Here is a 15,076-nt window from a genome sequence, read left to right on the forward strand (position 1 = left end):
CTCCTAATTATTAAAATTCTACTTAAAAGTATCCTATCTCTATTTAACAACCGCTATAGCAGTTCTTATCATTATTTTAATATCATTTATAACACTGAATTCTTCAATGTACTTTAAGTTATATTTCATCTTATCTGGAAGAATTTCCTCCACATAGATTTCATCTACACTTCTTCCACTACCTTTGAATTTCTCAATAACTTCGTCTTCATCTTTGTACTCGATACTCGCTGGAGAAGTTATCCCAGCAGGAAGAAGTAATGTTGCATTCATTTCATCAGTATATTTATCTACATACTTTGCTACTTCAGGTCTTACTCCAACAAAACTCATATCACCTAGTAGGACATTAATAAGCTGCGGAAGTTCATCAAGACGTAATTTACGAAGCTTATGTCCTACTTTACTAATACGAGGATCATTTTGCTGAGTAACAGCTGTTCCAAGTTTATCTGCATCTTTAACCATAGTTCTAAACTTAAAGATTCTGAAAGTTCGACCATAAGTTGTAATACGCTCTTGCCTGTAAAATACAGGTCCTTCACTATCAAGTTTTATCCAAATAGCTATCCCTAAAATTATCGGCGATAAAGGAATAAGCAAAATCAATGCCAACACCTTATCAAAAAGTAATTTCAGAAATAACGATATCTTCTTCTTTTCAATCGAAGCTCTATATTTTTTTACCGCTTCTGTTTCAAATCTATTATCAATGTTCATCTTTCACCTTAATAGCTAATCAGCTTCTTCGATTAGCTCTACTAATTTATTTCATCTCTTTATTATACCATATTTTATAATAGAACAGAAGAAATGGAAGTAAAAAAGACAACCAAATTAGGTTGTCTTAATACTAGTTTTCTTAATTATTAGATTGATTAACCACGCTAATATTATACTAACAGATAAAACTAGTATAGTAAATATAATATCATTTAATCTAGATGTTACAAAATACTTTCCAAAAATTGAAATTACTAAACCATGAATCATATACAATTCAAACGATATCTTTCCTAAAAATAGTAGATACTTGTTTGAAAAATCTATTTTCCTAACTATCAAAATAAAAAATACAGTAAAGATAATATTATCTATATTTGCTGCAAATCCATAGCTATAATCATCTACTAAGTTCAATTTTTTTAGAATAAAACTATATTGATGTGAAATAAATAATAAACAAGTGATTAAAATTATACATATAAAATAATAATCGCTTAACACTTTATCAATTTCCTTATTGTATTTCGCCCATATCAATCCTAGTGCAAAAGGAAGGCTACTATTGTACCACCAAAAATCATAACCTAATTTAGTCGCTAAGATAATGTACCCTACTATTAAAATCGTATTCACTAATATCGCTATAGTTTTATTACTAAATATTTTAAATGATACATAGAAGCACACATACAGCAAAATAATTACATCAACAAACCAACCGTTCGCTATTATAGTACTGCCTTTTGTAAATAGATTAATAAAATAATTAATTGTTATGACATACTTATTAGATATAAAATAAACAATATATATTCCTGATACAAATATAACCGGAACAATAACTCTAGATAATCTTTTCACTAAAAAATTGTCTAAATACCCTTCCTTTCTTTCATTTTGGATATATAAACCATATCCAGATAAAAAGAAAAATGCTGATACTGTATATGTTCCCATATAATTGAAATTAGAAAACTCTACTCCTGTAGTAACCCATTGTGACAAATGATGAAACACTATTTCTAAAGCTAGAAAACCTTTTAGTCCCTTTGTTGATTTTACATTTAAATAATTATTATTCACAGGTAGTAACGATATTAATACTACAATTAATAACAATATAAAAATACAGATTTCCGAGACGGTTCCATTATATTCATAGCCTACTCTCATATTTTTTCGACTTCAGTATTAACAAATCTTCGAATCCAATTTTTCCGAATCCGAGTTTCTTCTCAACATATACCTTTAATCAATTCATAAAAATTGGGTCTATAATAAATAGGATTGAGTCAAAAGTCCAAAATTTTTAAATTAGTGTATATGAAAACTCATAGACGCAGTGGTTTATTGATATCTAAATTCGCTTTTAAAAGCTTTTTAGATATCTAATAAACTGTGCGGGGGTGACTCAACAAAATCGATTTCTCCGAAATCACGATTTTTGAGTCACTCCCTATTTCTTACACTTCCTTAAACTCTATACCCGCTTCTTCTAACTTCGCAATAGTTTTCGGACCGATACCATCTATGCTTAAAACCTCTTTTTTAGTATAGTTCTTGAAATCATCTTTAGTTCCAATTCCAAAATTTACAAGATTCCACGCATAATCACTACGATTTATACCTAGACTTTGTAAAAATCTGTACATTTCCATTTTTTGTCTTTGAATTTTTTCTTTCTCCTCTTTGATTTTTCGTATATTCACTGGATTTTTCGCGAAATATCTAAGTACAGAATAAAAATGTTCACTCTGAAAATATTCTTTATATCTCATCAACATATTAAAAAATTCATCATTATTTTTTAATGTTTTCGGAATAGTTCTTTTTATATTATTGGTAAGGTGAAAATCTTTTTTGAAGAATAGTGCAACATCACGGTGTTCTTCTCGCAATCTCTCGAAATAAACCCTCGCTTCTTCTTCATCTCCTTCCATAATAGCTGACAATGTTCCTGCCATAAGCAACTCTAAATCTGTAGTATCATGAAAATATTCCTCAAAAATAAAATGCCTACCTAACTCTACACACATTTCTGCTATATCATATTTTATGGCCGTCTTATTACTTGGATTAGCCAAATAAATCAACAATAATAACTCCAAACTATCTGTATATTTATGAGCTTCTTTAAACTTTTTTGCAGATATTGAAAAAATATCTAGTACGGCTTTACCCCAGTCAGTTTCCTCTAAATCAACGTTTATATCAGAAGCCATGTTGAAAATAAATTTAAGATTATTTATAACCTTATCTAAATAAATTACTTGCGGTAGTGTAGGCTGTTTATCTAATTCATTAATTATTTCTTTATGATATTTTAATATTATTTCTGTAGCCTTCTCCCAATCTGGACCTAATATCTCAATTACCTGTTCATTTTTCATATTAGCTTCTTACCTCCTTTTTAAACACTACACCATTTTCTTTCAATTGTTCTATAGATTTCTTCCCTACGTTATCAACTTCCTTTAATAAATATTTTTCTGTGACATTTAAGAAATCCTCTTTTGCTAACAATCCTTCTTTTTTCAGAGCTTTTAGCGCCTGAGTATTAAGGTTTTCAAAAATCGAATCGTTTCTCATTGTTTCTACAGACATGCTTCTTGCTTTAATTTTTTCATTTAATTGTTTTCCAGTTCTTATACGAGAATTAACCCACGTTAAATACTCCATCACATATTCAATCATAATAAATTCAATTAATTGTTCTACCTTTGTCTCTTTGTGCATCAACCTAGTAAATTCACTTTCACTAAATAATTTTTCATTTGATGCAAGATCTAGTAATCTCTCAATTTTCGGATTAATGTATTTTAGAGTCGCCATAGTTTCTACAACTGCGTCATCATCCAACCTTCTAATATCAAATATTATCTTAGCTAATTGAACAAATTCATCTAATTTCGAGGCAGGTGATAATTTATTATACAATCTATAAAACCTATCTGCTGAATCAATTTTTAAATAAGCTATAATAATATCCATTAAAATACTATCAAGTTTAAGCTCTCCTTTTTCAAGATTTATCCAAATAAGACTAGCGTTAGGAATTGCACTATACATTTGATTATCAAGACAAATTGAAATCAAATGCTGAATGACAACCTTATTAAAATCATTCTTGAAATTAGGATTACCTACAATAGGATATTTCACAGTTTTAAATTTCAAATCGCTAATATCCTCTATTACTTCAAGGGGAGATTTTTGTTGTTCAGATAGCATATACATATTAGCAAAAATATTATAAGGTGATTTTAGATAAGCTTCTTCAATAAATTTCTTATCTCCTGTCACCATAAAATTAGCAAAAAGTTTTAACGATTCATTAAAATCCAGTTGATCTTCTCTATTAATGAATTTTATATTCTTAAAAGTATTTTCTTGTAATTCTGTATATACCGGCTCTATTTCTCTTATTAAGGCGAAATTATTATTCTTTTTTATCGATGGAAATTTTCTTATTTTTTTACCCATAGTATATCCTCTTAATTTTTTATTTCTTAATTTAGTTCTATTGTACCATAAGTTATTATTTTTTCGTAATCTTAACGAAAGATTGGAACTAACCCAAAAGTCTTAATTTTTTTAAAAGTTTATATAAAATCATACAAAAAACTCGAACCTAAGATTCCTCCTAGATTCGAGTTGCTCCTCTGTACTTTTCGCCTACTGCAAATATTTTTCAAATTCTCGTTCACTTATATTTAACTTTTTAGCGCCAACTTCTTTTGAAATAAGTCCCTCTTTTACTAGGCTAACCAATTCTCTTAGTCTTCCTTGCTCGATTCCTTGCTCGATTCCTTGCTCGATTCCTCTTGCAACTCCGCGTTCCACTGCTTCTTCTTCTTTTTCCTCTAAGTACGCTAGATGTGCAAGCCATCCATCCCACGCTCTCGTGTATTCATCATACATAGCTTTTTCCTCCTTATTCCACTCTTTTACATCTAGTACTCTGTCAGCCTTAGTTATTATACTCTCTGGTTTATGTGTAAATGGTTTGTTCCCAAATAGTTCCATCCAACGCACCTTGTTATAACTATCCTTCATTTCTGGTTTATATTTCTTCAACTCTAGAAATGCTATTTGTACTAGATTTCTTTTTTCTTCTATTCCTTTAACTTTTACTCTTAACTCTTCTTTTGTTTCTGCATCTCGTAAACTAAATACATGAATCGCTCTGTTATCTTCAAAATAATTTTCTTCTGTTATTGCTACAGCATATACTGGTATTAGCTCTCTTGCTAGATGATGAGTCAATACATCATCTCTTTTATAGCTATCCAAGTTTTTTGACACTTGCTCACAGATATACAACCATAATCTTTTCATAAAATCTGCCTGCAATGTTACTTGAATCTCTATGATAACCTGGGTTTGATCATTCAGTTCCGCAAGTACATCTACATGTGTAATATACAATGGTATATCTTTATTTTCTATTCCATGTATCTGTGTACCATCTAGAATCTTAACACTTTTTACAGGTAATTCGAGAATATCTCTTATAAACTCTGCAGTTATTTCTGGATCATTAAATATTTTTTTCGCAACTAAATCCATTGTTGGTCTTGCGTCTTTATGTCGTACTTGTTCCATTTTATAATCCCCCTATCATTTTAACATGAAACTTTACACTAAACCTTTTAATTATTTATCTTTCTTACCTTCATTATACTCTAAAATATCTTTATTTTCTAATGAAAATACATCTAAATCAAACAAAATATTTGACCTATACAAAAAACTCGAACCTAAGATTCCTCCTAGATTCGAGTTCTATTGTTGTCAGTTTACATAACCCGGCAATTAATAATACTAATTTAGTTTACATATTCAAAAGAGGAAATACCTTCCTCCAAACATTATTAACTTGACACCTTACTTAATATTAAAATTCTTAAGTACAATACTAAATGTAGTTAGATTATGTAATAATGCTAATAAATTCGATGGTAATACATTTATTAACCCTAAGAATATCAGCGAACTATTAATCGATACTGTACTCTTAACATTGTTGCTCATTTGAGCTCGTAGTGTTTTTGAAACATCTGACAGTAATAATAGCGAGTTTAGTGAATCTGATTTTAGAACGACATCACTGATTTGTTTTGAAAGATCAGCACTTTCGCTCATAACAATACTTACGTCACTTTCTGATAGTGCCGCTGAGTCATTTAGACCGTCACCTATCATCAGGACATGTCTTCCTCGTTCTTTTTCACCCTTAATATACTCAAACTTCGTAACTGGCGTCATACTTGTATGTACTTCATCAAAAGTTACGTCTTTTAAAATTTTCTTAGTTCTAATTTCGTTATCACCTGTTAAGAGAACTACCTTTTTACCTTTATTTCTAAGCTCAGCTAATACTGTACTTGCCTCATCTCTTAATGGAATATCCACACAGAAAATTGAGATTAATTTTTCTTTATATCCTAAGAATAGTAGATTATATTGTTCTTGTTTTTCAGCTATGATTTGTTCTTGTTCGGCAGTAACAACTATATCTTCATCTTTTAATAATTGTCTACTTCCAATAACGACTTTTTCTCCTTCAATATGAGAAACAATTCCCTTAGAAGCAATATGATATAATTCCGTGTGCATCTCTTCATGCTCAATTCCATCTTCTTCCGCCTTGCTTACAACGGCGCTGGCAATTGGATGATAGATATGTTCCTCTAAACACGCTCCAATTCTAAGAACTTCTTCATAAGAATATTCATAAAATGGTAGTACTTCTTGAATGTATGGCTTAGATACTGTAATTGTTCCTGTTTTGTCAAAAACAAATGTATCTATATCCTCATATTTATCAAGAGTTACTGAATTTTTCACCACAATTTTTTGATCAATTAGATTTTTTATAGTAGTTAGGTAGGCTACTGGTGTTGATAATTTCAATGCACATGAGTAATCTACTAGTAGGAACGACATCGCCTTCACGAATGACCTTGTAAATAAATACGTTAGTCCCATCGCTAGGAAGTTATATTTTACAATACTGTCGGCTAACTTAATATATTTGTAATGATATGCATCTTCTCTACTTTCAGAATCTTTCATCAGTTGAATTAAATGATGAATGCGACCATTAACCTGTGGATTTTCAACTTTCAGCTTAATCTCACCATTAACAACTATCGTATTAGAATAAACATTATCTCCGATATTCTTCACAACAGGGAAACTTTCACCTGTCAATGAACTTTCATCAACACTAGCTCCCTCACTCATCACAATTCCATCGAATAGAATTTCATTACCTTCTGAAACTAAGATTATATCGTCTTTTTTCACCTCTGCACAAGTTACTTTTCTATTACCTTCTTCTTCAACAAGCCAAATTTCTTTATCCATAGAAGTTAGACTTTGTTCTAGTACTTTTACAGATTTTTTCTCAGACCAGTTGTTTAGAGCTTCTCCTAATTCCAGGATGAACATAATAGAACTTGCCGTTTCACGAGCTCCCGTCGCCAATGACACAAGAATCGCTGCAGAATCTAGTGTTTCCATAGTAAGTTGCTTACGTGATAGTAATTTCAGCGTATCTTTTAAATACCCTGATGCTTTCCACCATGTGTGAATAGCTCTAAATGGAAGTGGCACGAACAGCTTAGACATCGCACGCCAAAACACGGCATTCATAATAATTGAATAAGGACTTTCTTCAGCTACTACAACCGGATTTTCATAACAGTCCTTAACTCTTTCTTTATCTACTAATTTAAAAAATTCTCGCAAACAACTGTTGCAACCATCTTTAAATATAACAACAAAAGTGTACTCATCTTGATAAAAGTCCACTTTTTGTATATTTTCGATTTTTGATGCCTGTTCTTTAAAATATACTTTTACATCTGGTGTTAAGCAAAAATTAACTCTAACCCTCGCTCTTGTACTCGAAAGATGTAGTATTTTAAAATCCATCTTATTTTTCCTCTAATTCTTGAAGATTGCTTTCTCTTTTTTCTTTTTCGTATAAGTCTTTAGCATCCGCTACAACATCGTCAGCATGTTGCTTGATATTTGATACTGTTCCTTCTACTCCATCTTTTGCTTTGTATAGTTTTGATAAAACAACTGAGTAACCTTTCTTCGCATCTTTACTTGATAAAAGTTTAAGACCGAAAGTCCCGAATGCTACTCCTCCTGCAAATACTCCTGGTGTTTTAAGTGCTGCTTTAGCAACTTTTAATACTTTAATTGACATATTTATTTCCTCCTTATAATACTTTATTATAATCATATTATATCATTTTATAATATATATGTAAATCCTAATATATCAAGCATAAGACTAACTTAATTAAGTTTTATAAAACTTTTCATTTTAAAAAATATTCTTACTTTTTGCGGACTTGTATAGACATAAATTTAATGCTATATTTGAATTTTATTTTTTATTAAAACTTTATTATGTCAAAGTTTAATAGTAAATATCATCTATACTTTTCTATAATTTAACTCTAAAACCACCATATCTCATAAATCTTCACAAGGGAAACTTAAATTTCCAAGGAAATATTTCTTCTCTTTACTGTAGTGAACAATCTTGTTTATTAATATAAGATTTATCATTATTATTTATAATTCACTCCATTTCCAGTCGTACCATACTGCATATTTGAATAATGAATCGATAATATGTAGATAAATATTTTTATCAACTCAAACCTTAATTTATGTTATAATAACAATGTTGAAGAAAGTGAGGCACTTGAGACAATCAAGACACTTTTGTATTAAAGAAAACATACAAAAATGAAAAAAAGTGATTTGTACTAGATGAAGTTATTAATTTTTAAAAAAATTATTTGTACTGGGTTTACATATTGCTTTTGAATCGAAACATATTATTAAGAATTCGAAACAGTGATCCGTACTAGGTTTACGCACTACTTTTGAATAAAAAAACTCAATTAAATCGATAAATAAGGAGCACATTATGATTTATATTATTGGACTTGGACCTAATGATAGTTCAAACATTAAGGAAAATATCAAACAACTATTACTAGATAACACTAATGCAAAGGTTATCGCTCGTACTAAAGAGCACCCTGCGATTTCTTTCTTGGAGGAAAATAATATCGTATTTGAAACTTGTGACAGGTTTTATACAGAAAGTGAAAATTTCGAAAATACATATAACGGTATTGCGAATTATATTCTTGAAGTTGCTGAGGCTAACGATGTAATGTATCTCGTTCCTGGGCATCCTATGGTTGCTGAACTAACTACTCAACTTCTAATAAACAGTGGTAAAGATGTGAAAATCGTTGGTGGTGAGAGCTTTTTAGATTCTTGTTTTAACGCAGCGAAGTTCGATCCTGTAGAGGGATTCTCTCTTGTTGATGCCACTGCGCTTGAGACGTTAAGACAGGTTAGTCCACTACAACACCTACTTATCACTCAATGCTATGATGATTTAACTGCGGCTAATGTCTCTGACGAACTTATGTCCTTCTATCCTTATAATCATGAAGTTACAGTTATTGAGCAAGCCGGTGCAGAAGATGAGAAAATTTACACTGCTCCTCTACATGAACTTTCAGCTGCAGTTGGTGAGGACGTAAATAACCTACGAGCTTTGTATATCGCACCATTAAAAGATGGACTTAGCTTTAATATCAAAGATTACACTAAAGAATTTGATGAAAATGATGAAACTACAGAAGCTGATTTAGTAGAAAAATTAGAAAAACTTGTCGCAGATTTTAAAGAAAACCTAAATAGAGAAGAAGACTATACAAGTGATAATTCAAAACTATTAGCTGAGATTATTAATACATCACTTGACTTTACAATAGCTAGCGATAATTACTACGAACTTAGCGATATTCTTTCTGAAATGAAAGCAGATAGACAAAAATAATTTTATAATAAGGATAATAATATGGACAAGGTATTAGCTTTTAGCAAAAAATTATTAAAAGAAGTTATTGATAAAAATTCAGTCGTTGTTGATGCTACAGCTGGAAATGGAAATGATACATTGTTTCTAGCGAAGACTTCAGCTAAAAAAGTCTATGCATTTGATATCCAAGAATTAGCAATAGAAAACACTACGAGGCTAATTGAAGAAGCTGAGCTAGCGGACAAATGCGAGATTGTTTTAGATTCACACTTTGAATTTAATAAGTATATAGATGAAAAAATCCGTGCAGTTGTCTTTAATCTAGGATACCTGCCAAATGCAGATCATGAGATTACTACACTAGCCGAGACAACACTTGCAACGATTAAAAAATTCTTATTACACCTAGAAATCGGTGGACGAATCGTTATTATTGTCTATTGGGGACATGAGAATGGTAAAGTGGAAAAAGAAGCATTGTTAAATGAACTTCAAAATCTCGACCAAAAACAAGCTGAAGTATTGGTTTATCAATTTATAAATCAGAAAAACAACGCACCATTTATTATTGCGATTGAAAAGAGAAAGGAAATTTTATGCGAGAAATAGAAATAGAATTTAAAAACTTACTGACAAAAGATCAATATGCGTCACTATTTGAAAAATATGACTTAAAAAATTCTGAAGAAATAATAAACAAAAATTTCTACTATGATGATGCAGATGAAAGTTTCAAAAAAATCGGAGCAGCACTAAGAATTCGTTATACAAATAAAAAAACAGAGATGACTCTAAAGGTAAAAGGTGAAACTCAAAATGTTGAGATAAACGTACCCCTTAATGAAAGATATCCAAAAGAGCCGACAGTACTGCCGATTTTACCGAACGAAATTATCGCTGAGCTAGAGCGAATGAACGTGAAGATTAAAACTCCAATGCTGATTCAAAAAATCGAGACATTAAGACATGAAATTACTTTAGAAGAAGGCTTATTGGTACTTGATGAGACAACATTTATCAATGATATCGTCGATTACGAATTAGAATTCGAGACAAAAGATCACGAAACAGGCTTAGTCGCATTTGAAAAACTATTAGAAGAAAACAATATCGACAAAAATCCTGCTAAACCAAAAATAGCAAGAGCTGTTGAGTATTCAAAACGATAAAATTAAATAGAAATTTAAAAATCTCCCTTACACAGGTTGGACATGATTCGACAAAATCTTGTTTCTCTGAAATCACGATTCTCGAATCACTTCCAGCAATATGGGAGGGTTTTTATTGTAACTTATTATACTCGTTACGGGGCACTTACCCCCTAATTCCAAAATGGAAATTTTACCTGTATTTTCCAGTTTGAACTATTTTCCCTATCCCAAATTGGAAATTTTAACTGTTTTTTCCATTTTGAATTCTCTTTTCCTTTCCAAATTGGAAATTTTGACCCTTTTTTCCATTTTACTTAATAAAAAAATCTGGGAAACCATGAGTCGACTCGATAAAATCGATTTTTAAGACACTCATTCTTCCCAGATTTCTGGTTATATAATAAATTCGGGGCATGGAAAAAATTCCAGCCCGGATTTATTATTTTTATATATACAACTTTTAGAAGATCAAACTCTCTTCTCTATTTACTTTCAAACCAAAATGATTTTAGCTATTTGTATATATATGTGACTGATCAAAAAGTCCTAAAATTTAACAAAGTTCATATGATAACTCATAGACGCAGTGGTTTATTGACATCTAAATTCGCTTTATAAAAACTTTTTAAATATCTAATAAACTTTGCGGCGGTGATCCAACAAAATCTTGTTTCTTCGAAATCACAATTTTTGAGTCACTCCTATTCTTCTTTGAACTTCACACCATTATCTTTCAGTTTTTTGATAATACCTACTCCGATACCATCTAGTTTTTTCAGTTCCTTTTCTGTATAACATTCGATAATTTCTTTATTATACAATTCTACATTGATAAACTTGTTCAATTGTTTTTCCATTCCTTTGAAGACAGGATCTTCTTTCATAACTTCTTTAGATGCAGACTTACGTCCTTCAACAATCAGGATTTGTTTTTTCTCCATATCCTCTCTATAGAATTTCTCCAACAATTCATAATGATATTTGTTAGTAAGATATTCTTTAACGACACCAGCGGCAAAGTGCATTTCAAAAGATTTTTCCTTATTAGCACCTTTCTCAAAATCCGGTGTTCCCTCTATATAATCAAGAACCTTGTTAAACCCACCTTTAAAAATATTACCCGTGCACTCATTAAGTTTTTTAAGCTTCATCATGTAATATTGTGCTTCATCAAATTTTTCTTGATTTATACCAAAGATACTTAACAATAACAATGCAGCTTCTGATTCTTCATAATCAAAGCAATCGATATGATTCATTAATGAACTCTCTCTATCTAGGCGAACATACATAAGCGTCAAGAGATCTATAACCTCATGAAAATCACTTGGATTCGCCATCAGCATAAGTTCAAATAGTTTTGCAGCTTGTTCATTCATACCAGCCTCACTATAATAACCAGCAAGAGCATCTGCTAATAGCATCTGTTCAGTGTCTTCATCATTATCTGAATATAAAATATCCTCTTCCAACTCTACAGCCCTATCTAGAGCATCTCTGTTTTCCTCATGAAGCTCACGTAAAGCATTTATCTTATCAACAGCGCTCATATCCCCTTCATCAATCGCATCAACAAAATCACTAAGAGGAGCGTCTATCTTATAACCTTCGTCGACTAAATTGTAAATACGTTCAAATACCTCGGTAGCCTCTTCCCTACTAGAAAAATGCTTCCCTTCGGTTTCTAAAAACTCTTTAAGCAATATTTCGAATTCTCTATCATGTTTTACCATAAGTCATCCTCCATAAGTTCCATCTGGATATCAAACTCACTATCATCAGCGAACATTACACCATTTAAATGTAAATTTCTAATAGTTCCCTTACCTAAACCTTTTATCTTCAGAAATTCAGACTTCGTAATTTTCAAGAAATCCTCTTTTGTTAATAAAAAGTTCTCATGCATAATTTTTAATTCCGTATCTCTAATCGCCATAAATGATCTATCTCGTTTCATATCAGCAACTGTTATTTCCTTGCGGTTTGCATACTTATCCAGCTCGTCTCCAATTACATATTCACTTTCTCTCACATGCATAAGGAAATCGAAGTAATACTCTTTATTTATGAAATAATCGAATTTTATAACTGTATTAAGCGCATCTAGATATTTACAATCATCATCCGTACTGAACTCTATCAGTTTAGGATTAGCAATTCTATCTAACACATCCGAAATGTATTTATTATTTTTTATCAACTTGTTGTAAAACGCGACAGCCTCTTTCTCCTCACCTTGCATCAAATGATAGAAAACTTTTGATAATAAAATAACATCATCATTTTTCCCGCGTTTGTTCATAAGTTTATAGTAATGGTTAAGCATTGTAAAATCGTTTAATATCAGGCTAGCTACGATAAAATTGTGATACATCGGCACTAAAACTTCATCAGCCATGTCTAAAGCCATATAAAAAGGTTTATATGCATCCCAAACTTTGCTATACAGCTTATTACCTAAATAAAATTCCGCAAGATGGTGGCAAACTATTAAATGAAGATAGTTAATCGGAAATAGTTTACCCTCGACATAACCTTCTTCGAAGGTATATACTTCATCTTTTAGGCGTAGTAATGCTAATTCTATTTCATATTCTGTACAATCTTTACTAACAATTTTCCAGACTCTAGCATCCACATTATACTTAGATAAAGCTATTGCATCTTCAATATAAATCGCGTATTCAGGATTATCTATATTCTCAATAAACTCCGCAAAAAGCCTCATCGATTCCTTAAAATCAGATTCAAGCTCTTCAGATGAGAATTTAATCCTACTATAGCCATGATTAAGCTCGAAGTCTCTATACGTTTTATTCCTAATTCCTGTATATCCTTTTTTACTGACAGGAAATTTTATAATTTTTTTATTATTCATGTCTGCCCCCTCCTTTTTTTTCTTGAGTAAATCTATAAAAATTACAGAGATTTTAACAATCAACTTTTGTATGAAAATTTTTATAAAATTCACCCTTCCTTCAACTTTATTCTACACTATATTTTAATATAATACAAACTTAACAACTAGTAAAGCATCAAATATGAAGAATATAAAATAATTTATGGTTGTTAACAGAAATAAAAAAAGGGCTAACCAGAAAGTCCTAAAATTTAACAAAGTTCATATGAAAACTCATAGACGCAGTGATTTATTGATAGCTAAATTCGCTTTATAGAAGCTTTTTAGATATATAATAAACTGTGCGGGGGGCAACTCGACAAAATTTTGTTTCTACGAAATCACGATTTTTGAGTTGCTCTCAAGAAAAAGTAGCCCTATTTAGGATAGTGTATAATATTTTGTGTAAACAGAAAAGTCAAGAGAAGTTGGAAAAAAAGACATAGAAAAAAGAGACTCCTAGGTGTAAAATAAAGTTAACGACAACTCATTACGAAAGGAATCTCTCATGAATAATAATAACACAAAATTAGTAAATGCACTACTAAAAGGAGAAGATATTTCAGAAATATTTAGAGCTGAAGTAGAAAAAGCTATAAACACAGTATTAGAAGCTGAACTTACAGGATTTTTAAATTATGAAAAACATTCTGTAGAAGGATATAATACAGGAAATTCAAGAAATGGAAGTTATTCAAAAACAATATACAGTGAGTATGGGAAACTATCAAATAATGACCACCCCTGAAAAGGGGTGGTTTTCTCTGTGGGTATAACCCTTTGTTACTAACACGCACCTCAAGGCGCTGGCTTTCACATTCGTTCAAGCCCTATTGTATTTTAACGCCCGCCACCCGTTAAACGGGTTTATCTATTTTTTTTATTTCCAAATGGATTTGTGTATTCTTTTGTTGTCAGTTTATCTATTGCAATGTCATGCGATTCTTGTTCTCTGATATATTTTCTTATTGTGCTTTCATTCAAACCTACTGTACTTACATAGTATCCTTCTGCCCAAAACTTTCTATTTCCGTACTTGTATTTCAAATTTGAATGCATATCAAATATCATCAGTGAACTTTTCCCTTTCAAATATCCCATAAAACTTGAAACACTGTATTTTGGCGGTATTGATAGTAGCAAATGTATATGATCTGGCATTATATATCCCTCTATTATTTCCACTCCTTTATACTTACATAACCTTTTTATTATACCTACTATATCTCGTTTATATTGATTAAATTCTATTTTTCGTCTATACTTAGGTGTAAATACAATATGGTATTTACACAACCACTTTGTATGCGATAAACTATTATGTTTATTTGCCATAATTAAAATCATCCTTTCTTTATTTTAGAGCTTGAACTACTCTTATTTTATCAAGAAAGGATGATTTTTCAATTGTTTAACTTTTATCTCGCA

14 protein-coding genes are annotated in these 15,076 nt (G+C 30.8%); 4 read left to right on the forward strand and 10 right to left on the reverse strand.

Annotated elements, in window-relative coordinates:
* Positions 1 to 39: 39 nt before the first annotated feature.
* The 7 genes from RWQ74_RS03745 to RWQ74_RS03775 form a co-directional block, all read right to left on the reverse strand.
* A complete protein-coding gene (locus RWQ74_RS03745; protein WP_314396921.1) occupies positions 40 to 720 on the reverse strand; it encodes a sugar transferase in 681 nt (226 codons plus the stop codon).
* A 117-nt stretch (positions 721 to 837) separates the two neighbouring features.
* Positions 838 to 1,899, reverse strand: coding sequence for an acyltransferase (locus RWQ74_RS03750; protein ID WP_314396923.1), 1,062 nt, complete (start codon positions 1,897 to 1,899; stop codon positions 838 to 840).
* A 290-nt stretch (positions 1,900 to 2,189) separates the two neighbouring features.
* The gene (locus RWQ74_RS03755) at positions 2,190 to 3,116 is read right to left on the reverse strand and encodes a helix-hairpin-helix domain-containing protein (protein ID WP_314396925.1); all 927 of its coding nucleotides are present in this window, start codon (positions 3,114 to 3,116) and stop codon (positions 2,190 to 2,192) included.
* Between the two features lies 1 nt (position 3,117).
* Positions 3,118 to 4,209 carry a hypothetical protein gene (locus RWQ74_RS03760; protein ID WP_314396926.1) on the reverse strand — a complete coding sequence of 364 codons (1,092 nt, stop codon included), beginning with the start codon at positions 4,207 to 4,209 and terminating at the stop codon, positions 3,118 to 3,120.
* Between the two features lie 192 nt (positions 4,210 to 4,401).
* On the reverse strand, positions 4,402 to 5,331 hold the full coding sequence (locus tag RWQ74_RS03765) for an Rpn family recombination-promoting nuclease/putative transposase (RefSeq protein WP_314396928.1): 930 nt from the start codon (positions 5,329 to 5,331) through the stop codon (positions 4,402 to 4,404).
* 282 nt (positions 5,332 to 5,613) lie between these two features.
* Positions 5,614 to 7,668, reverse strand: a complete 2,055-nt coding sequence (locus RWQ74_RS03770) for a heavy metal translocating P-type ATPase (protein ID WP_314396930.1) — start codon at positions 7,666 to 7,668, stop codon at positions 5,614 to 5,616.
* A gap of 1 nt (position 7,669) precedes the next feature.
* Positions 7,670 to 7,951: a DUF6110 family protein gene (locus RWQ74_RS03775; protein ID WP_274460090.1), complete on the reverse strand. Its 282-nt coding sequence runs from the start codon at positions 7,949 to 7,951 to the stop codon at positions 7,670 to 7,672.
* Positions 7,952 to 8,686: 735 nt separating this feature from the next.
* On the opposite strand from RWQ74_RS03775, the gene RWQ74_RS03780 reads away from it, so the two are divergent.
* From RWQ74_RS03780 to RWQ74_RS03790, 3 genes are read left to right on the forward strand one after another with little or no spacing between them, the layout of a single operon-like run.
* Positions 8,687 to 9,616 (forward strand): SAM-dependent methyltransferase, encoded by a 930-nt coding sequence (locus RWQ74_RS03780; RefSeq protein ID WP_314396932.1) that lies wholly within the window; start codon positions 8,687 to 8,689, stop codon positions 9,614 to 9,616.
* Positions 9,617 to 9,637: 21 nt separating this feature from the next.
* Positions 9,638 to 10,207 carry a class I SAM-dependent methyltransferase gene (locus RWQ74_RS03785; RefSeq protein WP_314396935.1) on the forward strand — a complete coding sequence of 190 codons (570 nt, stop codon included), beginning with the start codon at positions 9,638 to 9,640 and terminating at the stop codon, positions 10,205 to 10,207.
* Complete coding sequence (locus tag RWQ74_RS03790) at positions 10,195 to 10,767, forward strand: CYTH domain-containing protein (protein WP_314396937.1); 573 nt, start codon at positions 10,195 to 10,197, stop codon at positions 10,765 to 10,767. The genes RWQ74_RS03785 and RWQ74_RS03790 overlap by 13 nt, the downstream gene beginning before the upstream one ends.
* Positions 10,768 to 11,450: 683 nt before the next feature.
* Here the strand turns inward: RWQ74_RS03790 and RWQ74_RS03795 are convergent.
* A complete protein-coding gene (locus RWQ74_RS03795) occupies positions 11,451 to 12,482 on the reverse strand; it encodes a hypothetical protein (protein ID WP_314396939.1) in 1,032 nt (343 codons plus the stop codon).
* Complete coding sequence (locus RWQ74_RS03800; RefSeq protein WP_314396941.1) at positions 12,476 to 13,627, reverse strand: hypothetical protein; 1,152 nt, start codon at positions 13,625 to 13,627, stop codon at positions 12,476 to 12,478. Before RWQ74_RS03800 ends, RWQ74_RS03795 begins: the two co-directional genes overlap by 7 nt.
* Positions 13,628 to 14,156: 529 nt before the next feature.
* Between RWQ74_RS03800 and RWQ74_RS03805 the strand changes: the two genes are divergently transcribed.
* The gene (locus RWQ74_RS03805; protein ID WP_314396943.1) at positions 14,157 to 14,396 is read left to right on the forward strand and encodes a transposase; all 240 of its coding nucleotides are present in this window, start codon (positions 14,157 to 14,159) and stop codon (positions 14,394 to 14,396) included.
* A gap of 119 nt (positions 14,397 to 14,515) precedes the next feature.
* On the opposite strand, the gene tnpA is transcribed toward RWQ74_RS03805, so the two are convergent.
* Complete coding sequence (gene tnpA, locus RWQ74_RS03810) at positions 14,516 to 14,983, reverse strand: IS200/IS605 family transposase (RefSeq protein WP_314396944.1); 468 nt, start codon at positions 14,981 to 14,983, stop codon at positions 14,516 to 14,518.
* Positions 14,984 to 15,076: the final 93 nt, after the last annotated feature.

This window comes from uncultured Gemella sp., assembly GCF_963525165.1.
In the GTDB taxonomy this organism is placed as follows: domain Bacteria; phylum Bacillota; class Bacilli; order Staphylococcales; family Gemellaceae; genus Gemella.

Coding starts and splice junctions, on each gene's coding strand:
- RWQ74_RS03750 (WP_314396923.1), bottom strand. CDS start 1,899: ATGAGAGTAGGCTATGAATATAATGGAACCGTCTCGGAAATCTGTATT.
- RWQ74_RS03800 (WP_314396941.1), bottom strand. CDS start 13,627: ATGAATAATAAAAAAATTATAAAATTTCCTGTCAGTAAAAAAGGATAT.
- RWQ74_RS03755 (WP_314396925.1), bottom strand. CDS start 3,116: ATGAAAAATGAACAGGTAATTGAGATATTAGGTCCAGATTGGGAGAAG.
- RWQ74_RS03765 (WP_314396928.1), bottom strand. CDS start 5,331: ATGGAACAAGTACGACATAAAGACGCAAGACCAACAATGGATTTAGTT.
- RWQ74_RS03805 (WP_314396943.1), top strand. CDS start 14,157: ATGAATAATAATAACACAAAATTAGTAAATGCACTACTAAAAGGAGAA.
- RWQ74_RS03745 (WP_314396921.1), bottom strand. CDS start 720: ATGAACATTGATAATAGATTTGAAACAGAAGCGGTAAAAAAATATAGA.
- RWQ74_RS03770 (WP_314396930.1), bottom strand. CDS start 7,668: ATGGATTTTAAAATACTACATCTTTCGAGTACAAGAGCGAGGGTTAGA.
- RWQ74_RS03775 (WP_274460090.1), bottom strand. CDS start 7,951: ATGTCAATTAAAGTATTAAAAGTTGCTAAAGCAGCACTTAAAACACCA.
- RWQ74_RS03795 (WP_314396939.1), bottom strand. CDS start 12,482: ATGGTAAAACATGATAGAGAATTCGAAATATTGCTTAAAGAGTTTTTA.
- tnpA (WP_314396944.1), bottom strand. CDS start 14,983: ATGGCAAATAAACATAATAGTTTATCGCATACAAAGTGGTTGTGTAAA.
- RWQ74_RS03760 (WP_314396926.1), bottom strand. CDS start 4,209: ATGGGTAAAAAAATAAGAAAATTTCCATCGATAAAAAAGAATAATAAT.
- RWQ74_RS03790 (WP_314396937.1), top strand. CDS start 10,195: ATGCGAGAAATAGAAATAGAATTTAAAAACTTACTGACAAAAGATCAA.
- RWQ74_RS03785 (WP_314396935.1), top strand. CDS start 9,638: ATGGACAAGGTATTAGCTTTTAGCAAAAAATTATTAAAAGAAGTTATT.
- RWQ74_RS03780 (WP_314396932.1), top strand. CDS start 8,687: ATGATTTATATTATTGGACTTGGACCTAATGATAGTTCAAACATTAAG.